General features: G+C 71.7%; 21 protein-coding genes. 14 read left to right on the top strand and 7 right to left on the bottom strand.

Going from position 1 to position 26,340, the window contains the following annotated elements; all coding sequences use genetic code 11:
- From J7E86_RS11230 to nuoN, 8 genes are all read left to right on the top strand, one after another.
- Nucleotides 1-973, top strand: a 973-nt coding sequence (locus tag J7E86_RS11230; RefSeq protein WP_215081439.1) for a molybdopterin-dependent oxidoreductase, incomplete at its 5' end; no start/stop codon positions are given.
- On the top strand, nucleotides 970-2,337 hold the full coding sequence (gene nuoH, locus J7E86_RS11235; protein ID WP_215081440.1) for an NADH-quinone oxidoreductase subunit NuoH: 1,368 nt from the start codon (nucleotides 970-972) through the stop codon (nucleotides 2,335-2,337). The genes J7E86_RS11230 and nuoH, both read left to right, overlap by 4 nt.
- Complete coding sequence (gene nuoI / locus J7E86_RS11240) at nucleotides 2,330-2,932, top strand: NADH-quinone oxidoreductase subunit NuoI (protein ID WP_308312556.1); 603 nt, start codon at nucleotides 2,330-2,332, stop codon at nucleotides 2,930-2,932. The genes nuoH and nuoI overlap by 8 nt, the downstream gene beginning before the upstream one ends.
- Nucleotides 2,929-3,756, top strand: coding sequence for an NADH-quinone oxidoreductase subunit J (locus J7E86_RS11245; RefSeq protein ID WP_215081441.1), 828 nt, complete (start codon nucleotides 2,929-2,931; stop codon nucleotides 3,754-3,756). Before nuoI ends, J7E86_RS11245 begins: the two co-directional genes overlap by 4 nt.
- Nucleotides 3,753-4,052 (top strand): NADH-quinone oxidoreductase subunit NuoK, encoded by a 300-nt coding sequence (gene nuoK / locus J7E86_RS11250; protein WP_215081442.1) that lies wholly within the window; start codon nucleotides 3,753-3,755, stop codon nucleotides 4,050-4,052. The genes J7E86_RS11245 and nuoK overlap by 4 nt, the downstream gene beginning before the upstream one ends.
- Before the next feature lie 12 nt (nucleotides 4,053-4,064).
- Nucleotides 4,065-6,005, top strand: a complete 1,941-nt coding sequence (nuoL, locus tag J7E86_RS11255) for an NADH-quinone oxidoreductase subunit L (protein WP_215081443.1) — start codon at nucleotides 4,065-4,067, stop codon at nucleotides 6,003-6,005.
- Between the two features lie 2 nt (nucleotides 6,006-6,007).
- A complete protein-coding gene (locus J7E86_RS11260) occupies nucleotides 6,008-7,630 on the top strand; it encodes an NADH-quinone oxidoreductase subunit M (RefSeq protein ID WP_215081444.1) in 1,623 nt (540 codons plus the stop codon).
- Nucleotides 7,627-9,279: an NADH-quinone oxidoreductase subunit NuoN gene (nuoN, locus tag J7E86_RS11265; RefSeq protein WP_215081445.1), complete on the top strand. Its 1,653-nt coding sequence runs from the start codon at nucleotides 7,627-7,629 to the stop codon at nucleotides 9,277-9,279. Before J7E86_RS11260 ends, nuoN begins: the two co-directional genes overlap by 4 nt.
- Nucleotides 9,280-9,353: 74 nt before the next feature.
- Here nuoN and J7E86_RS11270 read toward each other — a convergent pair whose 3' ends face one another.
- The 3 genes from J7E86_RS11270 to fahA form a co-directional block, all read right to left on the bottom strand.
- Entirely contained in the window at nucleotides 9,354-9,848 is a 495-nt protein-coding gene (locus tag J7E86_RS11270) for a hypothetical protein (RefSeq protein WP_215081446.1), read from the bottom strand.
- Nucleotides 9,849-9,918: 70 nt separating this feature from the next.
- Nucleotides 9,919-10,635, bottom strand: a complete 717-nt coding sequence (locus J7E86_RS11275) for a GPP34 family phosphoprotein (RefSeq protein ID WP_215081447.1) — start codon at nucleotides 10,633-10,635, stop codon at nucleotides 9,919-9,921.
- Nucleotides 10,632-11,810, bottom strand: coding sequence for a fumarylacetoacetase (gene fahA, locus J7E86_RS11280; protein WP_215081448.1), 1,179 nt, complete (start codon nucleotides 11,808-11,810; stop codon nucleotides 10,632-10,634). Before fahA ends, J7E86_RS11275 begins: the two co-directional genes overlap by 4 nt.
- 381 nt (nucleotides 11,811-12,191) lie before the next feature.
- On the opposite strand from fahA, the gene J7E86_RS11285 reads away from it, so the two are divergent.
- The 6 genes from J7E86_RS11285 to J7E86_RS11310 all read left to right on the top strand — a co-directional run bounded on the left by J7E86_RS11285 (nucleotide 12,192) and on the right by J7E86_RS11310 (nucleotide 20,305).
- The gene (locus J7E86_RS11285) at nucleotides 12,192-13,394 is read left to right on the top strand and encodes an ATP-grasp domain-containing protein (RefSeq protein WP_251018977.1); all 1,203 of its coding nucleotides are present in this window, start codon (nucleotides 12,192-12,194) and stop codon (nucleotides 13,392-13,394) included.
- Nucleotides 13,395-13,426: 32 nt separating this feature from the next.
- The gene (locus J7E86_RS11290; protein ID WP_215081450.1) at nucleotides 13,427-14,626 is read left to right on the top strand and encodes an FAD-dependent oxidoreductase; all 1,200 of its coding nucleotides are present in this window, start codon (nucleotides 13,427-13,429) and stop codon (nucleotides 14,624-14,626) included.
- Nucleotides 14,627-15,890: 1,264 nt separating this feature from the next.
- Entirely contained in the window at nucleotides 15,891-16,901 is a 1,011-nt protein-coding gene (locus J7E86_RS11295; RefSeq protein ID WP_215081451.1) for a polyprenyl synthetase family protein, read from the top strand.
- Between the two features lie 250 nt (nucleotides 16,902-17,151).
- Entirely contained in the window at nucleotides 17,152-18,411 is a 1,260-nt protein-coding gene (locus tag J7E86_RS11300; protein WP_215081452.1) for a DUF2092 domain-containing protein, read from the top strand.
- Between the two features lie 75 nt (nucleotides 18,412-18,486).
- Nucleotides 18,487-19,437, top strand: a complete 951-nt coding sequence (locus J7E86_RS11305; protein ID WP_215081453.1) for an ABC transporter ATP-binding protein — start codon at nucleotides 18,487-18,489, stop codon at nucleotides 19,435-19,437.
- Nucleotides 19,424-20,305: an ABC transporter permease gene (locus J7E86_RS11310; RefSeq protein ID WP_215081454.1), complete on the top strand. Its 882-nt coding sequence runs from the start codon at nucleotides 19,424-19,426 to the stop codon at nucleotides 20,303-20,305. The genes J7E86_RS11305 and J7E86_RS11310 overlap by 14 nt, the downstream gene beginning before the upstream one ends.
- Before the next feature lie 220 nt (nucleotides 20,306-20,525).
- On the opposite strand, the gene J7E86_RS11315 is transcribed toward J7E86_RS11310, so the two are convergent.
- The 4 genes from J7E86_RS11315 to J7E86_RS11330 all read right to left on the bottom strand — a co-directional run bounded on the left by J7E86_RS11315 (nucleotide 20,526) and on the right by J7E86_RS11330 (nucleotide 26,209).
- On the bottom strand, nucleotides 20,526-21,830 hold the full coding sequence (locus J7E86_RS11315; protein WP_251018985.1) for a M28 family metallopeptidase: 1,305 nt from the start codon (nucleotides 21,828-21,830) through the stop codon (nucleotides 20,526-20,528).
- A 156-nt stretch (nucleotides 21,831-21,986) separates the two neighbouring features.
- On the bottom strand, nucleotides 21,987-23,078 hold the full coding sequence (rarD, locus tag J7E86_RS11320) for an EamA family transporter RarD (protein ID WP_215081456.1): 1,092 nt from the start codon (nucleotides 23,076-23,078) through the stop codon (nucleotides 21,987-21,989).
- A 100-nt stretch (nucleotides 23,079-23,178) separates the two neighbouring features.
- The gene (locus J7E86_RS11325; protein ID WP_215081457.1) at nucleotides 23,179-24,228 is read right to left on the bottom strand and encodes a 2-oxoacid:ferredoxin oxidoreductase subunit beta; all 1,050 of its coding nucleotides are present in this window, start codon (nucleotides 24,226-24,228) and stop codon (nucleotides 23,179-23,181) included.
- Nucleotides 24,221-26,209 (bottom strand): 2-oxoacid:acceptor oxidoreductase subunit alpha, encoded by a 1,989-nt coding sequence (locus J7E86_RS11330; protein ID WP_215081458.1) that lies wholly within the window; start codon nucleotides 26,207-26,209, stop codon nucleotides 24,221-24,223. The genes J7E86_RS11325 and J7E86_RS11330 overlap by 8 nt, the downstream gene beginning before the upstream one ends.
- Nucleotides 26,210-26,340: the final 131 nt, after the last annotated feature.

Raw genomic sequence — 26,340 nt, forward strand, 5'->3', positions numbered from 1 at the left:
GGCCCTGGTGTGGATCCCGCGCCGGGCGGGCGAGCGGGGCGCGATCGAGGCGGGTGCCCTGCCGGGGCTGCTGCCCGGCGGCCGGCCCGCCACCGACCCGCGCGCGCGGGAGGAGACCGCGGCCGCCTGGGGCGTCGCCGAACTGCCGCGCAGCCCCGGCCGGGACACCGGCCAGATCGTCGAGGCCGCGGCCACCGGCGAGCTGGGCGCCCTGGTGGTGGGCGGCGTGGAGCTCGTGGACCTGCCGGACCCGGCACGCGCGCGTGCCGCGCTCGACGCCGTCGGCTTCCTGGTCAGCCTGGAGCAGCGGCCCGGGGAGGTGACGGACCGGGCGGACGTGGTGCTGCCGGTCGCGGCCGTCGCCGAGAAGGCGGGCACCTTCCTCAACTGGGAGGGCCGAGCCCGGCCGTTCGACGTCGCGGTCAAACCCGACCAGCTGCCCCGCCGCCATGTACCCCCGGACGCACGGGTGCTGCACATGCTGGCCGACGCGATGGACGTGTCCCTCGCGCTGCCGGACACCGACGCCGTACGGGCGGAGATGGCCCGGCTCGGCTCCTGGAGCGGCCCGCACGCGGCCGGTCCCGCCGAGACCGTACAAGCGGTGCCGTCGCCCGCCGCGGGTGAGGCCGTGCTCGCGGGGCACCGGCTGCTGCTCGACCGGGGCCGGCTGCAGGAGGGCGACGAGGCGCTGACCGGCACCCGGCACGCCGCGGTCGCCCGGCTCTCCGCGGCCACCGCGGCGGAGGCGGGGGTGCGCGACGGCGAGCCGCTGGCCGTGACCGGCCCGGCCGGCACCGTACGGCTGCCGCTGCGGATCACCGCGATGCCGGACCGGGTGGTGTGGCTGCCGCTGAACTCCGTGGGCGAGGGCGTCACCGGTGCCACCGGGGCGCGGCCGGGCGAGCTCGTACGGATCGGCGCGGACGCCGGTCGGGGCACCGGAACCGAGACACCGGAGGCGCGGTCGTGAACGCTTATCCCTTGGCAGCGGACCTGTCCGTGTTCGGGCGGGACCCGTGGTGGCTGGTCGTCGTCAAGGCCGTCTTCTGCTTCGCGTTCGTCATGGTGACCGTGCTGTTCTCGATCGTCTGGGAGCGCAAGGTCGTGGCGTGGATGCAGCTGCGCATCGGCCCCAACCGGCACGGCCCCTGGGGCATGCTCCAGTCCCTCGCGGACGGCATCAAGCTGATGCTCAAGGAAGACGTGATCGTCAAGCGGGCGGACAAGGCGGTCTACCTGCTCGCCCCGGTCGTCGCGGCCATCCCGGCGTTCATGGCGATCGCCGTGATCCCCTTCGGCCCGGCCGGCAACGAGATCTCCGTCTTCGGCCACCGCACGACGATGCAGCTCACCGACCTGCCGATCGGCGTGCTCTACATCCTGGCCACGGCGTCGATCGGCATCTACGGCATCGTCCTGGCGGGCTGGTCCTCCGGCTCGACCTATCCGCTGCTCGGCGGCCTGCGCTCGTGCGCGCAGATGATCTCGTACGAGATCGCGATGGGCGTCTCCTTCGCCGCCGTCTTCCTCTACTCCGGGTCGATGTCGACCTCGGCGATCGTCGAGGCGCAGCACGACCGCTGGTACGTGCTGCTGCTGCCGGTCTCCTTCATCATCTACATCGTCGCGATGGTCGGGGAGACCAACCGGGCGCCGTTCGACCTGCCGGAGTCCGAGGGCGACCTGGTCGGCGGCTTCAACACCGAGTACTCCTCGATCAAGTTCGCGATGTTCATGCTGGCCGAGTACGTCAACATGATCACCGTCTCGGCGGTGGCGGTGACGCTGTTCCTGGGCGGCTGGCGGGCCCCGTACCCGGTGTCGGCGTTCTGGGAGGGCGCGAACCACGGCTGGTGGCCGCTGCTGTGGTTCGTCGTCAAGCTCCAGCTGCTGCTGTTCTTCTTCATCTGGCTGCGCGGCACGCTGCCGCGGCTGCGCTACGACCAGTTCATGAAGCTGGGGTGGAAGGTACTCATCCCGGTGTCGATGGTCTGGCTGATGCTCGTGGCCACCGTGCGCGCGCTGCGGAACGAGCATTACGACTTCCAGCAGATCGTGCTGTACGTGGGCGGTGGCGTGGTGGCGGTCCTGCTGCTCTCCTTCGTGGCCGACATCTTCCGCGGCCGCGGCGAGGAGCCGGAGGGCCCGGCCCCGGAGCGGGAGTTCGACCCGATGGCGGGCGGCTTCCCGGTGCCGCCGCTGCCCGGCCAGACGCTGCCACCGGTGCCGCGGCGCCGGTCGCGCCACCATGATCGCGAGCTCATTGTCAGTGGCGGTGCGGATACTGTCAGTGACGGTCCCCGAAACGGAAAGGAGGGGGCTGACGGTGCCTGACTTCCAGAACCCCGTGGCCGGCTTCGGCGTGACCTTCATGGCCATGTTCAAGAAGCGGCTGACCGAGCAGTACCCGGAGGAGAAGAAGCCCACGGCGCCGCGCTTCCATGGCCGCCACCAGCTCAACCGGCATCCGGACGGCCTGGAGAAGTGCATCGGCTGCGAGCTGTGCGCCTGGGCCTGCCCGGCGGACGCCATCTATGTCGAGGGCGCCGACAACACCCCGGAGGAGCGCTATTCGCCGGGCGAGCGCTACGGCCGCGTCTATCAGATCAACTACCTCCGCTGCATCCTGTGCGGCCTGTGCGTGGAGGCGTGCCCGACCCGGGCACTGACGATGACCAATGAGTACGAACTGGCCGACACCAGCCGCGAATCGCTCATCTACACCAAGGAAGAGCTGCTCGCGGGGCTGGAGGAGCGCATGGTCGACACCCCGCACGCCATCTTCCCCGGCATGACCGAGAAGGACTACTACCGGGGCCTGGTGACGGAGGCCGCGCCGGGGACCGTCCGGCAAGTGGCCGTCTCCAAGGGCGAATCACCGCCCCCGGCGGGTTCCCCGGCCGCGGCGGAGGAAGGGGCGGACGCATGAACGTCGCCGCCGCCGCCTCGGCCACCTCCACCGGTGAGGCGGTGCAGTTCTGGCTGCTGGGGACCGTCGCCGTGCTCGGCGCACTGTCCACGATCCTGATGAGGAAGGCCGTCCACAGCGCCCTCTCCCTCGCCGCCACCATGATCGTCCTGGCGGTCTTCTACCTCGCCAACGGCGCGTACTTCCTCGGCGTCGTCCAGATCGTCGTCTACACCGGCGCGATCATGATGCTCTTCCTCTTCGTCGTCATGCTGGTCGGCGTCACCGCCGCCGACTCCCTCAAGGAGACCATCCGGGGCCAGCGCTGGCTCGCCGCGCTCTGCGTGCTGGGCTTCGGCATCCTGCTGATCACCGGCATCGCCAACGCCTCCCTGAAGGACTTCAACGGCCTGGGCCGGGCGAACGCCGGCGGCAATGTCGAAGGGCTCGCGGCCCTCATCTTCACCAAGTACGTCTTCGCCTTCGAGATCACCGGCGCCCTGCTGATCACCGCCGCCGTCGGGGCCATGGTCCTCACCCACCGGGAGCGCACCGAGCGGGCCGCCACCCAGCGCGAGCTCGCGGAGGCGCGCGTACGGGCCGGCAAGCAGGTGCCGCCGCTGCCCGCGCCCGGCGTCTACGCCCGGCACAACGCCGTCGACGTCCCCGGCCTGCTGCCCGACGGCACGGCCTCCGAGCTCACCGTCAATCCGACGCTGCGCGCCCGCGGTCAGATCCGCGACGTGTCGGCCGACGCGCTCGACGAGCTGGCCGCGCTCGAACAGCGCTCGCAGAAATGGCTGGAGCACGGCCGCAGCGAGGACTCCAAGGGGGTCACCAAGTGAACCCGGTCAACTACCTCTACCTCGCCTCGCTGTTGTTCGTCATCGGCGCGGCCGGGGTGCTCATCCGGCGGAACGCCATCGTCGTCTTCATGTGCGTCGAGCTGATGCTGAACGCCTGCAATCTGGCGTTCGTCACCTTCTCCCGGCTGCACGGCAATCTGGACGGCCAGATCATCGCGTTCTTCACGATGGTGGTCGCCGCCGCCGAGGTCGTCATCGGGCTCGCCATCATCGTGACGATCTTCCGCTCCCGCCACTCGGCCTCGGTCGACGACGCGAACCTGCTGAAGCTGTAAGGGGACGGTGACGTGGAGAACCTCATCGGATTGCTCGTCGCGGCACCGCTGCTGGGCGCCGCCGTGCTGCTGTGCGGCGGGCGGCGGCTGGACCGCGCGGGCCACTGGATCGGCACGCTGCTGGCGGCCGCGTCCTTCGCCGTCGGCGTCGTGCTCTTCGCCGGCATGCTCGGCCGCGGCGCCGAGGACCGGACCCTGGGGACCACGGTCTTCAGCTGGGTCCCGGTCGGCGGCTTCCGCGCGGACGTGGGCTTCCGGCTCGACCAGCTGTCGATGACCTTCGTCCTGCTGATCACGGGCGTCGGCACGCTGATCCACCTCTACTCGGTCGGCTATATGGAGCACGACGAGCGGCGGCGGCGCTTCTTCGGCTACCTCAACCTCTTCCTCGCCGCGATGCTGCTGCTCGTCGTCGCCGACAACTACCTGCTGCTGTACGTCGGCTGGGAGGGCGTCGGTCTGGCGTCGTACCTGCTCATCGGCTTCTGGCAGCACAAGCCGAGCGCGGCGACCGCCGCGAAGAAGGCGTTCATCGTCAACCGCGTCGGCGACGTGGGCCTGTCGATCGCGATCATGCTGATGTTCACCACGTTCGGCACCTTCGCCTTCGGGCCCGTCCTCGACCGCGCCACCGAGGCGGGCGAGGGCAAGCTGACGGCGATCGGGCTGATGCTGCTGCTCGCCGCCTGCGGCAAGTCCGCCCAGGTGCCGCTCCAGTCCTGGCTCGGCGACGCCATGGAGGGCCCGACCCCCGTCTCGGCCCTGATCCACGCGGCCACGATGGTGACCGCCGGCGTCTATCTGATCACCCGCTCCGGGGCGATCTTCAACGCCGCGCCCGACGCGCAGACCGCGGTCGTCACGGTGGGCGCGGTCACGCTGCTCTTCGGTGCGATCGTCGGTTGCGCGAAGGACGACATCAAGAAGGCCCTGGCGGGCTCGACGATGTCCCAGATCGGCTACATGATCCTCGCCGCGGGCCTGGGGCCCATCGGGTATGTCTTCGCGATCATGCACCTGGTGACCCACGGCTTCTTCAAGGCGGGTCTCTTCCTCGGCGCCGGCTCCGTCATGCACGGCATGAACGACGAGGTCGACATGCGGCGCTACGGCGGCCTGCGGAAGTACATGCCGGTCACCTTCGTCACCTTCGGCCTCGGCTACCTCGCCATCATCGGCTTCCCGGGTCTGTCCGGCTTCTTCTCCAAGGACAGGATCATCGAAGCCGCCTTCGCCAAGGGCGGCACCGAGGGCTGGATCCTCGGCGGCACGGCCCTGCTGGGCGCGGCCATCACCGCGTACTACATGACGCGCGTGATGATCCTGACCTTCTTCGGCGAGGAGCGGTGGCGGCCCGCGCCGTCACCGGACGAGCCCAGCGCCGAGCCGGCCGCCGAGACGCGCGGCGAGGGCGCGATGCCGCACCCGCACGAGTCGCCGCGGACGATGACGATCCCCATGGTGATCCTGGCCGTCGGCTCCGTCTTCGCCGGTGGTCTCTTCAGCGTCAACGACACCTTCCTGAAGTGGCTGGAGCCCGTCACCGGCCACGCGCACGGCGACTCGCCCGTCAGCGCCGCGACCGTCACCGCCGCCACCATGGTGGTGCTCGTCATCGGCGTGACGCTGGCCTGGTTCCAGTACGGGCGCCGGCCCGTCCCCGTGACGGCGCCACGCGGCTCGCTGCTCACCCGGGCCGCCCGGCGGGACCTGCTCCAGGACGACTTCAACCACATCGTGCTGGTCCGCGGCGGGGAGCACCTCACCCGCAGCCTGGTCTACGTCGACCACACCCTGGTCGACGGGGTCGTCAACGGCACCGCCGCCTCCGTCGGCGGCCTGTCGGGCCGGATGCGCAAGCTCCAGAACGGCTACGCGCGCTCGTACGCGGTCTCGATGTTCGCCGGCGCGGCCGTGCTCATCGCCGCGACCCTGCTGATGAGGGCGGTCTGAACATGTCTTTTCCCCTGCTGACGGTCACGGCCGCGGTCCCCGCGGCCGGCGCGATCGCCACCGCCGCCGTCCCGGCCGCGCGGCGCACGGCGGCGAAGTGGCTCGCGCTCGGCTTCTCGCTCGTCACCCTCGTCCTGGCGGCCGCACAGCTGGTGCGGTTCGACCCGGACGCCAAGAAGTCGTTCCAGCTCACCGAGTCCCACGCCTGGATCGCGGACTTCGGCGTCCGCTACGAACTCGGCGTGGACGGCATCGCGGTGGTGCTGATCGCCCTGACCGCGCTCCTGATCCCCTTCATCATCCTGGCCGGCTGGCATGACGCCGATCCTCTGGAAACCGGGCCCGACGGCCGGGCCAACCGCCGCTGGCGGCCCACCCAGGGCTTCTTCGCGCTGATCCTCATGGTCGAGGCGATGGTGGTGCTCTCCTTCGAGGCCACCGACGTCTTCGTCTTCTACATCTTCTTCGAAGCCATGCTCATCCCGATGTACTTCCTCATCGGCGGCTTCGGCGACCGCGCGGGAGACCGGACCGAGGAGGAGGCGGCGGCCCAGCGCAGCTACGCCGCGGTGAAGTTCCTCCTCTACAACCTCGCCGGCGGCCTGATCATGCTGGCCGCGGTCATCGGGCTGTACGCCGTCACCGCCGACCAGCTCGGCTCCGGGACCTTCTCGCTCCAGGAGATCGTCCGGGCGCGCGCGGACGGCAGGCTGGACTTCGCCACCACCACCGAACGGGCCCTGTTCCTCGGCTTCTTCTTCGCCTTCGCGGTGAAGGCCCCGCTGTGGCCGCTGCACACCTGGCTGCCCAACGCCATGGGCGAGGCCACCGCGCCCGTCGCCGTCCTGATCACCGCGGTGGTCGACAAGGTCGGCACCTTCGCGATGCTCCGCTTCTGCCTCCAGCTCTTCCCGGAGGCGTCGAAGTGGGCGACCCCGGTGATCGTGGTGCTCGCGCTCGTCAGCATCCTCTACGGCGCCCTGCTCGCGGTCGGCCAGCGCGACATCAAGCGCCTGGTCGCCTACGCCTCGATCTCGCACTTCGGCTTCATCGTCCTGGGCATCTTCGTGATGACCACCCAGGGCCAGGGCGGCGCGACGCTCTACATGGTCAACCACGGCATCTCCACGGCGGCGCTGATGCTCGTCGCCGGCTTCCTGATCTCGCGCCGGGGCTCGCGGCTCATCGCGGACTACGGGGGCGTCCAGAAGGTCGCCCCCGTGCTCGCCGGGACGTTCCTGGTCGGCGGTCTGGCCACCCTCTCGCTGCCGGGGCTCGCGCCGTTCGTCTCCGAATTCCTCGTCCTGGTCGGCGCGTTCAGCCGCTATCCGGCGGCCGGCGTCGTCGCCACGGCCGGGATCGTGCTCGCCGCGCTGTACGTCCTGGTGCTCTACCAGCGCACCATGACCGGCCCGGTGAAGGAGGGCGTGCGCGGCATGACCGACCTGAAGGCGCGCGAACTGGTCGTCGTCGCCCCGCTGATCGCCCTGCTGCTCTTCCTCGGCGTCTATCCCAAGCCCCTCACCGAGATCATCGATCCCGCGGTCGGACACACGATGTCGCAGGTGGACAAGGTCGACCCCAAGCCCGCTGTTCCCGTGAACGATGTGGAGGCCGCGAAGTGAGCCACGCAGCATTCGTCCACAGCCTGTGGACGATGTCGGCCGACGCGCCGCAGAAGATCCCCGCGCCTCATATCGAGTACGCCCAGCTGTCACCGACGCTGATCGTGCTCGGCGCGGCGGTCGTGGGAATACTGGTGGAAGCCTTCCTCCCCCGGCGCACCCGCTACCCCGCACAACTGCTGGTGACCGCCGTCGGCCTGATCGCCGCCTTCGCCGCCGTCGTCGCCCTGGCCGCAGGGGGCTACGGCACGGACAAGGCGCGCGTCGCCGCGATGGGCGCCGTCGCCGTCGACGGGCCCGCCCTCTTCCTCCAGGGCACCATTCTCCTCGCCTCGCTGATCGCCGTGTTCACCTTCGCCGAGCGGCGCCTGGACCCGGCGGCGCACGGCAGGCCGGTGGACTCCTTCGCGGCGCAGGGCGCCGCCGTGCCGGGCGGTGAGTCGGAGCAGGCGGCGGTCAAGGCGGGCTTCACCACCACCGAGGTGTTCCCGCTGGTGCTCTTCGCGGTCGGCGGCATGCTCGTCTTCCCCGCCGCGAACGACCTGCTGACGCTGTTCGTCGCCCTGGAGGTGTTCTCCCTCCCGCTGTACGTACTGTGCGCCCTGGCCCGTCGCCAGCGCCTGATGTCGCAGGAGTCGGCGGTCAAGTACTTCCTGCTCGGCGCCTTCTCCTCGGCGTTCCTGCTCTTCGGGGTGGCGCTGCTGTACGGCTACGCGGGCACGGTCACGTACTCCGGCATCGCCGAGGTGATCGACGGCACCACCCGGACCGTCGACCCCGCCCTCGCCTCCACGACCGGCAATGACGCGCTGCTGCTCATCGGCGGCGCCCTGGTGCTGATGGGCCTGCTCTTCAAGGTCGGCGCGGTGCCCTTCCACATGTGGACGCCCGACGTCTACCAGGGCGCGCCCACACCCGTCACCGGCTTCATGGCCGCCGCCACGAAGGTCGCCGGCTTCGGCGCCCTGCTCCGGCTGCTGTATGTGGTCCTGCCCGGCCTGCGCTGGGACTGGCGGCCGGTGATGTGGGGCGTCGCGATCATCACGATGCTGGTGGGCGCGGTCGTGGCCGTCACCCAGACCGACGTGAAGCGGCTCCTGGCCTACTCCTCCATCGCCCACGCCGGATTCATCCTCGCCGGCGTCATCGCCGTCAGCCCCGACGGTGTCTCCTCGGTGCTGTTCTACCTGGCGGCGTACTCCTTCGTCACACTCGGCGCGTTCGCGGTGGTGACGCTGGTGCGCGACGCGGGCGGCGAGGCGACGCACCTGTCGAAGTGGGCGGGGCTCGGGCGGCGTTCGCCGCTCGTGGCCGCGGTCTTCGCGGTGTTCCTGCTGGCCTTCGCGGGCATCCCGCTCACGAGCGGCTTCGCGGGCAAGTTCGCCGTCTTCAAGGCGGCGGCGCAGGCCGGGGCGGCGCCGCTGGTCATCGTCGGCGTACTGTCGTCGGCGATCGCCGCGTTCTTCTACATCCGGGTGATCGTGCTGATGTTCTTCAGCGAGCCGAAGGCCGACGGGCCGACCGTGGCGGTGCCCAGCGTGCTCACCTCCACGACCATCGCCGTCGGGGTCGCGGTCACCCTCGTCCTCGGGGTGGCCCCGCAGTACTTCCTGGACCTGGCGGGGCAGGCGGGCACGTTCATCCGCTGAGGCGGCCGAGGCGGGCGGCGTTCCCGGCCCCGGGTACGGGCCGGTGGGGCCGGGGGGCGCCGCCCGCGTGTAGGTCAGAGGCTCGGCTTGGCCGGGAGGCCGTTCGGCTTGCCCGCCTCGTCGACGGACTTGCTGAAGGTGTCCTCCTTGCCGGACGCCCAGGCGATCGTCAGGGAGTTGGCGTTCACGCTCTTGACGGTGCCCTGGGCGTACTCGGTGTTGCCGTTCTTGCAATTGAACGTGAGGGTGACCGGCTGGGCGTTGTCGACGACCTTGCCCGCGCAGGCGTACGTCATGGCGTTGAGCGCCGCGGCGTTGCCGGAGAAGGACAGGATGCGCATGCTCTTGTCCGCGAGCTTGCCCTTCGACCAGGCGCCCGCGAGGGCGGCGGCCGAGGTGTTCGGGCCCTTCGCGGGGTCCTTGGCCGGGGCGTCGCCCGGCGTCTGCTTCGGGGCGTCCGCCGCGGGCGTGGCCTCGTCCTTCTTGTCGCCGCCGCTCTCGCTGCCGCAACCGGTCATCAGCACAGCGGCGATGAGCGCCGCCCCCGTGATCTGTACTGCCTTGCGCACGTGCGCTCGCTCCTCCGTGGATGATCTGGACACGACAAATTGGCAGCCCGACCCACCGTCCCGGCGGGGCTCAATCGCCCCCGCCGCCGCCCCCGCCGTCGCCACCGCCCCCGCTGTCACCACCGCCGTCACTGGCACTGCCACCGCCACCGTCGCCGCCACCGCTCTGGTCGCGCTGCACGTTGAGACGCACTGCCTGGGCGGCCCAGTCCAGCCGCACGAGGCGCCGTAGGGCCTTGCGCTCGTGCCGCCAGTCCCAGCCCGGGTACAGCTTCCCGGCGACGCCGGTGGCGGACACCAGGGCGGCCAGGGCGCGGGAGCGCGGGTCGGGGAAGCCGGCCAGCCGTGCCGCCTCGAAGCGCTGCCGGGCGGCCGTGGTCCGGTCCTGCGGGCCCACGGGATAACGGAGATGGGGGAATACGCCCAGGAACCGGTGGGCCTCCGCGCGCAGCGCCCGCCGCTCCACCAGCCGGACCAGCCAGAGCTCGTCCACGTGCCGGGCCGCGGTGCGCACCCAGCGGTGCGTCTTGGGGCCGCGCGTCCCGGCCGCGGGCAGGCTCGCCGTCGCCATGGCCAGCAGCGGATCCCCCGGGGGCCGGGGGTCGAGCACCACCGGGCGCCCGTAGTGCTCGGCTATGCGCCCCATCAGCCGCAGTTCGGCCAGGACGGCCCCGGCCACGCCGTACCCCAGGGCGCCGAGGGTGCACAGCTTCCGGCCGGAGGCGGGGTCGAAGGAGAGCAGCAGCAGCTCCTCCGGGAGCGTGAGGCCGGAGCCGTCGACGGTCATGGCGCGGCGGTGCCGACCGCGGGCAGGATGCGGCCGGTGACCTCGCCCAGGCCGATGCGGGAGCCACCGGGGCCGGGGGCCCAGGCGGTGAGCGTCACCTCGTCGCCGTCCGCGAGGTAGGGGCCCTTGCCGGCGGTGAGTTCCAGCAGGCAGCCGAGCTGGTCGGGCTCGGGACCGCTGACCGTACCGGAGGCGAAGAGGTCGCCGGTGCGCAGCGTGGCGCCGTTGACGGTCATGTGGGCGAGCTGCTGCGCGGCCGTCCAGTACATGGCGGCGAACGGAGGCCGGGAGATGGTCTCGCCGTTGACGGACACCTCGATGCGCAGGTCGATCGCGCCGGGCTCGGCCCCGGAGTCGTCCAGATACGGCAGCAGGGGGTGGGTGCGCTCCGGCGGGGTGGTGCGGGCCTCGTCGAAGGCGTCGAGCGGAGTGATCCACGCGGAGACGGACGTCGCGAAGGACTTGCCGAGGAAGGGGCCGAGCGGCACGTACTCCCACGCCTGGATGTCGCGCGCCGACCAGTCGTTGACGAGGCAGACGCCGAAGACGTGCTCACGGAAGTCGCCCAGGGAGACGGGTGAGGCGGAAGGGGTGCCCACGACGAAGCCGACCTCGGCCTCGATGTCCAGCCGCTGCGAGGGCCCGAAGGTGGGGGCGTCGTCGGCGGGGGCCTTGCGCTGGCCGTTGGGGCGCACGACGTCGGTGCCGGAGACCACGACCGTGCCGGCGCGGCCGTGGTAACCGATGGGCAGGTGTTTCCAGTTCGGGGTGAGCGGCTCGCCGTTCGGGCGGAAGATCCGTCCGACGTTGGTGGCGTGGTGCTCGCTGGCGTAGAAGTCGACGTAGTCGGCGACCTCGAACGGCAGGTGCAGCGTCACGTCCTCCAGCGCGTGGAACCGCCCGTCCGCCAGCCAGGTGCGGACCTCCGCGCGTACCGCCCGCCACGTGGCGCGGCCCGCGGCCAGCAGGGGGTCGAGCGACGGCGCGGCCAGCAGCTCGGCGTGCGCGGAGCCGTGCGCGGCGGCCGCGGCGGCCGCGTCGAGTACGTACGCGCCGTAGCGGACGCCGATCCGGCGGTGCGCCGGGGCGTCGGGGGTGGTGAAGACGCCGTACGGGAGGGTCTCCGCGCCGAAGGGATCGCCTTCGGGCAGCTCGCGGGGGCTCTGCTGGGGCATGGGGAACGCGCCTCGCTCTCTCCTGGAAGCCTGCTGACCCCCGGAGGGGTCCGGCGCCCACATTACGTGCTGGTGGCCGCCGGGCAAGGGGTGGCAGGGGAGCGGCTTCGGCGGGGGCTCCGCCCGCGCGCGCCGGTCCGCAGTGGCCCGCCCGCGCACCCTTTCCGAACGGGTGCGCGCAGCCTCTCCGAACCGCTGTCCGACCGCTCACTAAAGAGCTAGCAATGCCCGGTAACTCCTTGCTGGCGGCGGCGATTTCGAAGTAGCGTCCTTAGTCGGGTCACGCACAGTGGGGGGGCCGCTGCGGCTGAGTGGCCGAGGGGGATGCTGGTGGCGAGCAGGAGCACGCCCATTGCGGCGGACCGTTCCGTTCCAGGGCTCATGGTGAAGATCGGCGACTACCCCCTCCACCACGGTGGCGTCGGTGCCATCCGCAGCCTCGGCAGACTCGGCGTCCCGATGTACGCCATCACCGAGGACCACTGGACCCCCGCCGCCGTCTCCCGCTATCTGCGGGGCCGGTTCGTCTGGCGCACCACGGGCACCGAGCGGGCCGAGGAGCTGGTCGAGGGCCTGCTGCGGATCGGCGAGCGGATCGGCCGCCCCGCCGTTCTGGTGCCCACCGACGAAGAGGCGGCGGTGCTGATCGCCGAGCACGCGCAGGCGCTGACCGGCAGCTTCCTCTTTCCGCCCGTGGAGCGCGAGCTGCCCAGGAGGCTGGCGAGCAAGCAGGGGCTGCACGAGCTGTGTGTGGAGCACGGGGTGCCCTCCCCGCACGCCCTCTTCCCCGGTTCGTACGCCGAGATCGAGGAGTACGCGGCGCGGGCCCGCTTCCCCGTGGTCGCCAAGAACCGGGAGGCGTTCGAACGGCGCCGCAAGCCCGCCGTGCACGGCACGACCCGCATAGGAGGTCCCCGCGAACTGCTCGCCCTGGCGCGCGGCTGGGGGCCGGAGCCCGGTGTGATCCTCCAGGAGTACCTGCCGCGCGAGCACGCCGAGGACTGGATCGTGCACGCCTACTTCGACGCCCAGAGCACGCCGCTGGCGCTGTTCACCGGGGTCAAGGTCCGCTCCTGGCCGCCCCACGCGGGCATGACGGCCCATGCCTACATCGTCGACAACCCCGAACTGGCGGACATGTCGGCCCAATTCATCAAACAGATCGGTTTCAGCGGCATCGTCGACCTCGACTGGCGCTTCGACCGGCGGGACGGCCGCTACAAACTGCTGGACTTCAACCCCCGGATGGGCGCGCAGTTCCGCCTCTTCGAGAGCGGTGCGGGCGTCGATGTCGTCCGGGCCCAGCACCTGGACCTCACCGGGCGCGAGGTGCCCGAGGGCGAGCAGCTGAGCGGACGCCGCTTCGTCGTGGAGAACATCGACCTGCCCGCCCTCGCCGCCTACCGCCGCAGCGGCTATACGACCCCCCACGCGCCCGCGCGCGCAAGTGGCACGGAGCTGGCCTGGTTCGCACGGGACGACCTCAAACCCTTCTTCACCATGCTCGCCCGGTTCGTGCGGCCGGGCGTGCGGCACCTCTGGCAGCTGTGGCGCTCCCGGCGCGCCGCTGCCGTCGTCGAGTAACGAGTACCGAGTAACGCCCTGGGAGGGGACTCGTGACACTTCCCGTCGTGATCATCGGGGCCGGTCCGTACGGCCTGTCGACCGCAGCTCACCTGCGGGCGCGTGGTGTGAGCACCCGCGTCTTCGGTTCGCCGATGGTGAGCTGGCGTGAGCACATGCCCGCAGGAATGCTCCTGAAATCCACACCCGTCGCCTCCAACATCGACGCCCCCCAGCCGGGCCACACCCTCCTCGACTTCTGCCGGCAGACCGGGGAGCGGCGCTACGAATCGGACTGGGACACCATCCCGGTCGAGACCTTCGCCCGGTACGGGCAGTGGTTCCAGGAGCGCCTGGTGCCCGAGCTCGAACAGGTGCGGGTGGTCTCGGTGGACCGCCGCGCCAAGGGCTTCGACCTGAAGCTGGACTCCGGCGAACAGTTCACCGCCCGCGCGGTGATCGTGGCCACCGGGCTCAGCGGACTCGCCCGGCTGCCCGCGGAACTGGCCGCCGCCGTTCCCGACGGGCCCTCGGTGAGCGGCCCCGTCTCGCACAGCTCGCAGCACCGCGACCTGTCGCGGTTCGCGGGCAAGGACGTCGTCATCATCGGCGCGGGACAGTCGGCGCTGGAGAGCGCCGTGCTGCTGGCGGACGCCGGGGCCGCGTCGGTACGGGTGGTCGCGCGGCGGCGCGGTGCGGTCCGCTTCGGGGCGGCGCCGGACGGGCAGTCGCCGTTCAAGCCCGACACCCCCTTCGGGCGGGCCTGGTCGCTGTACGCCTTCTCCTATTACGCGGACGCCTTCCGCCATCTTCCGGCGCCCACGCGCGCGTTCCTCGTCCAGCGGGTGCTGGGGCCGCTGGGCGCGTGGTGGCTGCGCGAGCGGTTCATCGGCCGGGTCCAGGTCTCCGAGGGCAAGCGGATCGCGGGGGCGCGGGTGGACGAGGGCCGTCCGGTGCTCACCCTCGCCGACGCGAGCGGCACCACGGAGGGCGAGCTCGCCGCCGACCACGTCCTCGCGGCGACCGGTTACCGCGTGGACCTGGCGGCCATGGACTTCCTCGGCCACGGCCTGCGCACCCGCCTGGCGGCCGCGGCGGGCGGCCCCCGGCTGGGCCCCGGATACCGCTCGTCGGTGCACGGCCTCTTCTTCACGGGCCTGCCGTCGGTGGCCAGCTACGGGCCGGTGATGCGGTTCGTCTGCGGCACGGAGTACGCCTCGCCGCGGCTGGCACGGGCGGTGGAGGCGCTGTAGGCCGGGGGACCGCGGGGCCGCTGGGCCGCGGGGCCGCTGTCGCGGGGCGGGGGGCCGCGTGTGCGGACCCTCTGCCCTGGCCCCTGCGGGGGGCGGACGCCTCTGTGGGGCGGTCCGGCGATGGCGAGGCGGGCGCGAGTGCACGGTGGTCGATCGGTTGCCGGGACACTGTCCCGCCGCGACGGCGTGTGCGAACCGCGTGGTGGTCCGGCGGGGCGAGCCGGCGGGGCCGGTGGTGGTCAACCGGCCGTCGGGGCGCCGTCTCCGCCACGACGGCGCGTGCCACCGCGTGGGGGCCCGGCGATGCCGAGGCGGGTGGGAGTCCACGGTGGTCGACCGATTTGCCGGGACACTGTCCCGCCGCAACGGCGCGTGTCCGCCGCGTGGTGGTCCGGCGGTGCCGAGTCGGCGGGAGCTGGTGGTGGTCAACCGGCCGTCGGGGCGCCGTCTCCGCCACGACGGCGCGTACCACCCTTGGGGGCCCGGTGATGCCGAGGCGGGTGGGAGCCCACGGTGATCGACCGATTTGCCGGGACACTGTCCCGCCGCAACGGCGCGTGTCCGCCGCGTGGTGGTCCGGCGGCCGAGGCCCACGATGGTCGACCGATTGCCGGGCCACTGTTCCGCCGCCACGGCGCTTGTGCACCGCGTGGTGGTTCGGCGGTGCCGAGCCGGGGGCCGGTGGTGGTCAACCGGCCGTTGGGCCCTGGTTCCCGCTGCGACGGTGCGTGCGCACCGCGTGGTGGTCCGGCGGTGCCGAGCCCGCGGAGGCCGGTGATGGCCAACCGGCCGTCGGCCATCGTTCCCGCCGCGACGCCGCGTGCGCACCGCGTGGTGGTCCGGCGGCCGAGGCCCACGGTGGTCGACCGCGTGCCGGGACACCGTCCCGCCGCAACGGCGCCTGCCCGCCGCACGGCGGTCCGGCGGTGCCGAGCCCGCGGAGGCCGGTGATGGCCAACCGGCCGTCAGGGCGCCCGGCGGCCAACCCGCCGTCGTCGCACCGCCCCCACCGCGACCGCGCGTGCGCACCGCGCACACCACACACCGCCGCCCGACGCAGTCGACCCCGCACCGACGAACGTGTCGGAACCGCTCCCCGGGGCACCCGGGGCCAGCCGGGGCAAGCCCCGGGCGGCCACGGCGAAGAGCCATCGAAAGGGCAGGCGCCCACGGTGATCGACAGCCGACCGGATACGCTGACTTTCGGTGGAGACAGCGACACATCGGCAAACCCCGTGTTCGCAGGCAGACAGGAGTACCCCTCGTGACCGTCGTCGGGCCTTTCGGGCTGAGCGTGCGGGACCAGGCTCTTGAAGCCGATGTCCAGGCCGGTTTGGCCGCTGTCGAGGAGGGCCTCCTGGAGGCCACCAAGAGCGATGTGCCCTTCATCACCGAGGCCGCCCAGCACCTGGTACGGGCCGGCGGCAAGCGGTTCCGCCCGCTGCTGGTGATGCTCGCCGCGCAGTTCGGCGACCCGTACGCACCGGGCGTGGTGCCCTCGGCCGTCGTGGTCGAGCTGACCCACCTGGCCACGCTCTACCACGACGACGTCATGGACGAGGCCGAGGTCCGGCGCGGCGTGGACAGCGCCAACGCCCGCTGGGGCAACTCCGTCGCGGTCCTCACCGGCGACTTCCTCTTCTCCCGCGCCTCGCACATCCTCGCCGACCTCGGGCCGGAGGCCGTCCGCATCCAGGCGGAGGCGTTCGAGCGCCTGGTGACCGGCCAGATCCTGGAGACGGCCGGCCCGCGCGACGGCCGCGACCCCATCGAGCACTACCTCGACGTGATCGCCGGCAAGACCGGCTCGCTGATCGCCGTCTCCGGGCGGTACGGCGCGATGATGTCCGGCGCCGACGAGCGCACGATCGACATCCTCACCCACTACGGCGAGCGGCTCGGCACCGCCTTCCAGCTCGCCGACGACGTCCTGGACATCGCCAGCGACTCCCACGAGTCCGGCAAGACGCCCGGCACCGACCTGCGCGAGGGCATCCCCACCCTGCCCGTCCTGCACCTGCGCGCCCAGGCCGCGGCCACCGGCTCCGCCGACGACCTCCAGCTGTGCGAGCTGCTCGACGGCGACCTCACCGACGACACCCTGCACGCCGAGGTGCTGCGCCGGCTGCGCGCCCACCCCGCCCTGGAGCAGGCGCGGCGCGACACCGTCCGCTACGCCCAGGAGGCGCGGGCGATCCTGGCCCCGCTGCCCGACTGCTTCGCGAAGGCCGCGCTGGAGAACCTCTGCGACGCGGTGGTGCACCGGGCCGGCTGAGCCGGCCCCCCTCGCGATCACCCATGTGGGTGACGGCCCCTTAGGGGACGTCATACCCCAGAGGTACGCGTACTTGATCCCGTCGGCTGATGACCGGACGGGGTGCCTTTTGGTGGAATCGAGAGCGTCATGAACCGGGGAAAACCTCCGGTTCCCCGTTCCACCGCCGAGCGGCCGGGCCACAATGAGGCCCGGGGGGTGGGCGAGTGCAGGGCACGTGATGACCGCCGCGACGACGGAGGTAGACCACATGGCACCGAATGAACCGACCCAGGGCACCGCGGAGAGCGGCCGGCCCGCACCGGACGCACCGGACACCCGAAGCCGCCGCAAAGCCGTCCGCTATGCCGTGCCCGTCGCGGTCGCCGGGATCGCGGCGGCCACGATCGGCATCACCTCGGCGCTCGCGAGCAGCGGTGACCCCGATCTGCCGAAGATCAGCGCGGAAGAGCTCATCGCCAAGGCCGCCAAGTCGGACGTGCAGCAGATGTCCGGCTCGGTGAAGATATCCACCGACCTGGGGCTGCCCTCGCTGCCGTCGGGCATCTCGCTCGGTGGCGCGGCCGAGGGCGGCAAGGGCGGCAAGCAGGGCGGCTCGGACGTCTCCCCGCAGCAGAAGCTCACCGAGCTCGCCTCGGGTACGCACACGCTGCGGTTCGCCGTCGACGGCCCCGACAAGCAGCGGCTGTCGGTCGTCGAGCGCGCCGCGGAGTACAGCCTGATCCGCAACGGCGACCAGGCGTGGGCGTACGACAGCGGCAGCAACACCGTCCACCACTCCACCGTCCCGCGGGAGAAGGCCGGTCCCGGGCACCGGGCGGCCCCCGAGGAGCTGCGCGGCGCCTCGCCGCAGGAGCTGGCGAAGAAGGCCCTCGCCGCCGTGGACGACTCGACCTCCGTCACGGTCGACGGCACGGCCAAGGTGGCCGGCCGCGACGCCTACCAGCTGGCCATCAAGCCGAAGGCGGCCGAGTCGACGATCGGCGCGGTCCGCATCGCGGTCGACGCCAAGACCGGTACGCCGCTGAAGTTCACCCTCGCTCCCCGGACCGGCGGCAAGGCCATCGTGGACGCGGCCTTCACCAAGGTCGACTTCTCCAGGCCGAGCGCGGGCACCTTCGACTTCACGCCGCCGAAGGGCGCCAAGGTCACCGAGGACGACAAGGGCTTCTTCAAGGACGGCGCGGAGCACAAGGGCGCGCGCCCGGGTACGCCCGGCGAGCTGCCCGGCATGTCCGGCCTCTCGGGGATGAACGTGATCGGCAAGAGCTGGACCTCGATCGCCGAGTTCAAGGCGCCGCAGGGCGCCGAGGCCGCCGGCAAGGGCGGCAGCGCGGGCAAGAGCGCCCCCGCGGGCGGCCTGATGGAGAAGTTCGGCAGCAAGGTGACGGGCCCCTTCGGCTCGGGCCACCTCTTCTCCACCCGCCTGGTCAACGCCCTGATCACGGACGACGGCAGGGTATACGTCGGCGCGGTCACCAAGGACGCGCTGATCAAGGCGGCGAAGTAGCCGGCCCGGCCCGGCGTCGCGCCCCCGCCGCGAGGCGGGGCCCGCGCCGGGCCGGATGAACGGAAGGGGGTACCGGTGGAGGAGCCGCCCGCCGCGATCCGCACGCGTGGGCTCAGCAAGCGCTACCGCGGTGGCCAGCTCGCCGTGGACGGGCTCGACCTCGTGGTGCCGCGGGGCAGCGTCTTCGGCTTCCTGGGGCCCAACGGCTCGGGGAAGACCACGACGATCCGGATGCTGATGGGGCTGATCGAGCCGTCCTCGGGCACTGCCGAGGTGCTCGGCGAGCCGATGCCGCGCGCCGGGCGGCGCGTCCTGCCCAAGGTGGGTGCGCTGATAGAAGGGCCCGCGTTCTACGGCTTCCTCACCGGCCGCGACAACCTCCTCCGCTTCGACGCCGCCGACCCCACGGCCGACCCCCGCACCAGGGCCGCCCGCGCCGACGCGGCCCTGGACCGGGTGGGCCTGGTCGCCGCCGCGGGCAAGAAGGCCCGCGCGTACTCCCTGGGCATGAAGCAGCGCCTGGGCCTGGCCGCGGCCCTGCTCCAGCCACGGGAGCTGCTCGTCCTGGACGAGCCGACCAACGGCCTCGACCCGCAGGGCATGCGCGAGATCCGCACCCTCGTCCGGGAGCTCGCGGCCGACGGCGCCACCGTCTTCCTCTCCTCGCACCTCCTGGACGAGATCGAGCAGGTGTGCACGCACGCCGCCGTCATGGCCCAGGGCCGGCTGCTCACCCAGGGCACGGTCGCCTCACTGGCCTCGTCCACCCGCGGCCGGCTGGCCGTGACCACCCCCGACACCGCGGACGCCGTCCGCGTCCTGAAGGAGCTCGGCGTGAGCGATCTCGTGGTCGTCGACGAGCACGTCACCGGCGAGCTGCCCGCCACCACCGCGCCCGACCTCGCGGACCTCAACGCGGCGCTGGTCGGGGCGGGCGTGCGCGTACGGGCCTTCGGCAGGGAACGGGCCTCGCTGGAGGACGCGTTCGTGGCGCTCACGGGGGAGGGCTTCGATGTCGCGGGCTGAGCCGGTGGCGGGCACGGCGGCGAGGGCACCGAACCCGCTGTGGCAGCTCTCGCTCTTCCGCAGCGAGATCGGCACGGTGTTCCGCCGGTGGCGCACGATCGCGCTGCTCGGCGTGCTCGCGGCCGTCCCCGTCCTCGTCGGCATCGCCGTGAAGATCGAGACCAGCGGCGGCGGCACCGTGGGCGGATCCGGCGGCGGCCCGGCGTTCCTCGGCCAGGTCACCAACAACGGTCTCTTCCTGGTCTTCACCTCCCTGGCCGCGACCCTGCCGTTCTTCCTGCCGATGGCGATAGGCGTCGTCGCGGGCGACGCGATAGCCGGCGAGGCGAGCGCGGGCACCCTGCACTACCTCCTCGTCGCCCCGGCCGGCCGCACCCGGCTGCTGCTCGCCAAGTACACCGCCACGCTGGCCTTCTGCCTGGTGGCCACGCTCGTCGTCGCCGCCTCGGCGCTCGCCGTCGGGGCGCTGCTCTTCCCGGTCGGCGAGGTCACCCTGATCAGCGGGACGACCGTGTCCTTCGCCGAGGGGCTGCTGCGCGCGCTGGCGATCGCGGGCGTGGTGGCGCTCTCGCTGGTGGGGGTGGCGACGCTGGGCCTGTTCGTCTCCACGCTCACCACCAGCGGCATCGCGGCGATGGCCACCACGGTGGGCCTGCTGATCACGGTCCAGATCCTCGACCAGTTCCCGCAGCTGCACGCCGTCCAGCCGTATCTCTTCCCCCACCACTGGCTGAGCTTCGCGGACCTGCTGCGACAGCCGGTCTACTGGGACCAGATCCTGGACAACGCCCGCCTCCAGCTGCTCTACGCGGCCGTCTTCGGCTCGGCGGCGTGGGCGCGGTTCACGGCGAAGGACATCAAGGCGTAGCGAGCAGCGAGCAGCGGGGCACAGCAGGCCGCGGGCCACGCTGGGCCGGGCATGGATCGAGGGCTCGGGGGATCGTGTCGATCCCCCGAGCCCTCTTGCGGGGTTGTGCCCTCGGAGTGGTCCATGTGGCCCGCCGGTCCGGGCGGGCCGGTGGGTCCGGGCAGCCCGGGCGGAACCAGCCGGTTGAGCCCCGGCGGATCAGCCGGTTGGGCCCGGCGGACTAGAAGGTCAGCTTCCAGCTGTCGATGTAGCCCGTGTCCTGCGCGGCGATGTCCTGGACGCGGAGCTTCCACGTCCCGTTCGCCGTCTCGCCCGACGCGTCGACGGTGTACGAGGCGATGACGTTGTCCGCCGAGTCGTTGCCGCTGGAGTCCTTCAGCCGGTACGCGCGCCCGCTCGGCCCGACGAGGTCGATGACCACGTCACCGCGCCAGGTGTGCTTGATGTCGACCGCGACCTTCAGGGCGGAGGACGCGTTGCCGGTGACGCCGGTGACGTTGACCGGTGACTCGACGGCCGCACCGGCGTCGGGGATCGGCACGTCGGTGGTGTTCTCGAAGGAGGAGCCGGGCGGGGTGGTGGAGCCGCCGCTCAGCGTCCAGACCGAGTGGGCGATGGCGTCGCTGTTGTTGTCGAGCGCCTTGTCGTCGATGTTCGCCGAGGTGTCGCAGGAGGCGTGGTAGCAGCGGTCGAACGCCTGGCCCGCCGTGCCGCCCCACTTCTGCGCCTGCGCGGCGGTCTTGCGGTAGTCCGCGCCGCTGAAGAGGCCGCCGACGGCTATGCCCGCGTTCTTGAACGGCGCGTGGTCGGAGCGCCCGTCGCCCTCGGTCTCGATCTCGGTGGCGATGTTCCGGGTGGCGAAGAAGCCCTTGAAGACGCCCTCGATCGCGCTGTCGTCGTCGTAGACGAAGTAGCCCGGGTTGGGCGAGCCGATCATGTCGAAGTTGAGGTAGCCGTCGATCTTGGCGCGCTCGGTCGACGGCAGGCTGTTGACGTAGTACTTCGAGCCGACCATGCCGAGCTCTTCCGCGCCCCACCAGCCGAACCGCAGGTGCTTGCCGGGCTTGTAGCCCTCGCGGGCCACGGTGAGGGCCGTCTCCAGGATGCCGGCCGAGCCCGAGCCGTTGTCGTTGATGCCCGGACCCGCGCTCACCGAGTCGAGGTGGGCGCCGGCGAAGACCACGTGGTTGAGGTCGCCGCCGGGCCAGTCGGCGATGAGGTTGTAGCCGGTGGCACCACTGGAGCTGAACTGCTGCACGGTGGTGGTGAATCCGGCGGCGTCCAGCTTGCCCTTCACATAGTCGAGCGACGCCTTGTAGCCGCTGCGGCCGTGCGCGCGGTTGCCGCCGTTGGCGGTGGCTATCGACTGGAGCTGGTTGAGGTGCGCCTTGACGTTGGCGACGGAGATGTCGGGGGCGGCGGCTCCGGCCGGGGCCTGGGCGGCGGTGGGAGCCGCCAGGGCCGGGCCGGAGGCCACACCGAGCAGAGTGGCGGTGAGGGCCGCGCCGGTGGCCAGGAGGGCCATGGCGCGGGTTCTTCGGGGCAGGGTTGGTCCGGTGAGTTCAAGCATGGGGGGCTCCCAACTCCATTTGACGTGGCCATGATGTTGGGGCCGCCCCGAAAGAGCGTCAAGGGCGGATTTCGGACACAGGACACCGCTTTCCGGATATCGGGCGGCGCCCTACCGGCCCTGAGCTGTTGCTTCTGGGGCCTCTGGGGCGAGTGTGTTTTGTGTGTGAACATTCGCGGCCGGCTCCGCCTGTTCTGCCTGCTCCGCCTTGCTCCGCGCCGCCCGCAGCTCCATCCGGGCGGTCCGGGCCGTACGCAGCGCGTCCCAGGTCAGCAGCGCCAGCGCCAGCCAGACCAGTGCGAAGCCGGCCCACCGCTCGGGCGGCATCGCCTCGTGGAAGTAGGTCAGCCCCAGGCCGAACTGGAAGACGGGCGCGAGGTACTGGAGCATCCCCATCACCGACAGCGGCAGCCGCACGGCCGCGATGCCGAAGCAGATGAGCGGCAGTGCGGTGATCGCGCCGGTGCCCATCAGGAGCGCGGCGTGCCCGGCGCCCGCGGCCGCGAACGTGCTCTCGCCGCGCGCCCCCAGGAACACCAGGAAACCCAGCGCCGGCAGGAACTGCACGGCCGTCTCGGCGGCCATCGACTCCAGCCCGCCCAGCCCGACCTTCTTCTTCACCAGGCCGTACGTACTGAACGTCGCCGCCAGCGTCAGCGCGACCCACGGCGGCTTGCCGTACCCGACGGCCAGCACGACCACGGCGGCCGCCCCGATGCCGACCGCGGTCCACTGCACCGCGCGCAGCCGCTCGCGCAGCACGAGGACGCCGAGGGCGATGCTGGCGAGGGGGTTGATGAAGTACCCCATCGACGTCTCCACGACGTGCCCGGCGTTCACGGCCCAGATGTACGTGGCCCAGTTCACCGAGATGAACAGCGCGCCCAGCGCGATCATCCCCAGCCGCTTCGGCTGCCGCAGCAGCGGGCGTATCCAGTTCCAGCGGCGGGTGACGGTCAGCACGACCAGGACGGCGGCGAGCGACCACACCATGCGGTGCGCCAGGATCTCGACGGCCCCGGTCGGCTCCAACAGCGGCCAGTACAGAGGGAAGAGCCCCCAGATCGTGTACGCGGCGACAGCGCACAGCAGGCCGGTGCGGGTCTCGTTCCGGGGCGGGGGCGGTGGGCTCACGGATTCCTCCGAGGGGGGCGGGGCGACGGCGACTTTGCGAAGGTAGCGCCGCACCCCGGGCGGTGTCATGCCCGTATCACATAACGGTCATGACAGGCGCCCGGCAAGCCCGTGACAAGCGACCGGCCGGGCACCCGATGGGTGCCCGGCCGGTGGATGCGCGCCGGAATCAGCCGACGACGGTCCAGGTGTCGCCGCCGGTGAGGAGCGCGGCGAGGTCGCCCTTGCCCTTCTGCTCGACCGCTGTCTCCAGCTGGTCGTTCATGAGGGTGTCGTACACGGGGCGTTCGGTGCTGCGGAAGACGCCGATGGGGGTGTGGTGGAGCGTGTCGGGATCGGCGAGGCGGGAGAGCGCGAAGGCGGTGGTGGGCGACGCCGCGTGGGCGTCGTGGACCACGATGTCGGCTTCGTTGTCCGCGGTGACCGTGACGACCTTCAGATCTCCGGTCGCCGTGTCCCGCACGACGCCCTTGCTCCGGTCGGCGCCGAAACGGATGGGCTGCCCGTGCTCGAGGCGGATGACCGCCTCTTCGGCCTGCTGCTTGTCCTTCAGCGCCTCGAAGGCGCCGTCGTTGAAGATGTTGCAGTTCTGGTAGATCTCCACCAGCGCCGTGCCGGGGTGGTCGGCCGCCTGCCGCAGGACCTCGGTGAGGTGCTTGCGGTCGGAGTCGACCGTGCGCGCCACGAAGGACGCCTCGGCGCCGATGGCCAGCGACACCGGATTGAACGGCGCGTCCAGCGACCCCATGGGCGTCGACTTGGTGATCTTGCCGACCTCGGAGGTCGGGGAGTACTGGCCCTTGGTGAGCCCGTAGATCCGGTTGTTGAACAGCAGGATCTTCAGGTTCACGTTGCGGCGGAGGGCGTGGATGAGGTGGTTGCCGCCGATGGAGAGGGCGTCCCCGTCGCCGGTGACGACCCAGACGGAGAGGTCGGGGCGGGAGGAGGCGAGGCCGGTGGCGATGGCCGGGGCGCGGCCGTGGATGGAGTGCATCCCGTAGGTGTTCATGTAGTACGGGAAGCGGGAGGAGCAGCCGATGCCGGAGACGAAGACGATGTTCTCTTTGGCGAGGCCGAGTTCGGGCATGAAGCCCTGGACGGCGGCCAGGATCGCGTAGTCACCGCAGCCGGGGCACCAGCGCACTTCCTGATCGGACTTGAAGTCCTTCATGGACTGCTTGGCCTCGGCCTTGGGCACCAGCTTCAGCGCCTCAGTCATTGATGGCCTCCTTGAGAGCCGTGGCGAGCTGCTCGGCCTTGAACGGCATGCCGTTGACCTGGTTGTAGGAGTGGGCGTCCACCAGGTACTTCGCGCGGATGAGGGTGGCGAGCTGGCCGAGGTTCATCTCGGGGACGATCACCTTGTCGTAGCCCTTCAGGACCTCGCCGAGGTTGCGGGGGAAGGGGTTGAGGTGGCGCAGGTGGGCCTGCGCGATGGGCAGACCCTCCGCGCGCAGGCGGCGCACGGCGGCCGTGATCGGCCCGTAGGTCGATCCCCAGCCCAGGACCAGGGTCCGTGCGCCGTCCGGGTCGTCGACGTCCAGGTCCGGGACCTCGATGCCGTCGATCTTGGCCTGGCGGGTGCGGACCATGAAGTCGTGGTTGGCCGGGTCGTAGGAGATGTTGCCCGTGCCGTCCTGCTTCTCGATTCCGCCGATGCGGTGCTCAAGCCCCGGCGTGCCCGGGACGGCCCACGGGCGGGCCAGGGTGTGGGGGTCACGCTTGTAGGGCCAGAACACCTCGGTGCCGTCGGCCAGGGTGTGGTTCGGGCCGGTGGCGAACTGCACGCGCAGGTCGGGCAGCTCGTGCGTCTCGGGGACCCGCCACGGCTCGGAGCCGTTGGCGAGATAGCCGTCGGACAGCAGGAACACCGGGGTGCGGTAGGCCAGGGCGATGCGTGCGGCGTCCAGGGCCGCGTCGAAACAGTCCGCCGGCGTGCGCGGCGCGACCACCGGCACCGGCGCCTCGCCATTGCGCCCGTACATCGCCTGGAGCAGGTCCGCCTGCTCGGTCTTCGTCGGCAACCCGGTCGAGGGGCCGCCGCGCTGGATGTCGACGATCAGCAGCGGCAGCTCCAGGGAGACCGCCAGCCCGATCGTCTCCGACTTCAGCGCCACACCCGGACCCGACGTCGTCGTCACCGCGAGCGACCCGCCGAAGGCGGCGCCCAGGGCCGCGCCGATGCCGGCGATCTCGTCCTCGGCCTGGAACGTCCGCACGCCGAAGTTCTTGTGCTTCGACAGCTCGTGCAGGATGTCGGAGGCCGGCGTGATCGGGTACGAACCCAGGTACAAGGGCAGGTCCGCCTGCTTCGAGGCGGCGATCAGCCCGTACGACAGGGCCAGGTTCCCCGAGATGTTGCGGTACGTACCCGTCGGGAACGCGGCCGTCGCCGGGGCGACCTCGTAGGAGACGGCGAAGTCCTCCGTCGTCTCACCGAAATTCCACCCCGCCCGGAACGCGGCGACGTTGGCTTCGGCGATCTCCGGCTTCTTCGCGAACTTCTTGCGCAGGAACGACTCCGTGCCCTGCGTCGGCCGGTGATACATCCACGACAGCAGACCGAGGGCGAACATGTTCTTGCTGCGCTCGGCCTCCTTCCGCGACAGGCCGAAGTCCTTCAGGGCCTCGATCGTCATGGTGGTCAGCGGCACGGGGTGGACGCGGTAGCCGTCCAGCGAGCCGTCCTCCAGCGGGGAGGTGGCGTAGCCGACCTTGGCCATGGGGCGCTTGGTGAACTCGTCGGTGTTGACGATGATCTCCGCGCCACGCGGTACGTCCGCGATGTTGGCCTTCAGTGCCGCCGGGTTCATCGCGACGAGCACGTCCGGGGCGTCACCCGGGGTGAGGATGTCGTGGTCGGCGAAGTGCAGCTGGAAAGAGGAGACGCCCGGCAGGGTGCCGGCGGGGGCGCGGATCTCGGCGGGGAAGTTCGGCAGCGTGGACAGGTCGTTGCCGAACGACGCCGTCTCCGACGTGAAACGGTCACCGGTGAGCTGCATGCCATCACCCGAGTCCCCCGCGAACCGGATGATCACCCGCTCCAGCTTCCGGACCTCCTTGGCGCCTTCGGCGCCGTCGGCCGCGGGCCGGCCCGGGGCGGAGAGCGACGGCTCCCGCTCCGCGGCGGGCGGGGCGGCCCCACCCGGCTGCTCGGCTGGTTCGGCCTGCTCGGCCGGGCTACTGACCTGGCTGGTCACTGCTTCGGACCTCCCTCGTGGCGGCGGTCCGCACGTGGTGGTGCCGACCGGCTTACCCACCGCCATCGTACGTGGGTAAGGGTCACCTACCTGGGATGGATCACAAGACAAGGGCGAGGATGTGGCGCCGT

The organism is Streptomyces sp. ISL-11 (assembly GCF_018614525.1).
Classification (GTDB): Bacteria; Actinomycetota; Actinomycetes; order Streptomycetales; family Streptomycetaceae; genus Streptomyces.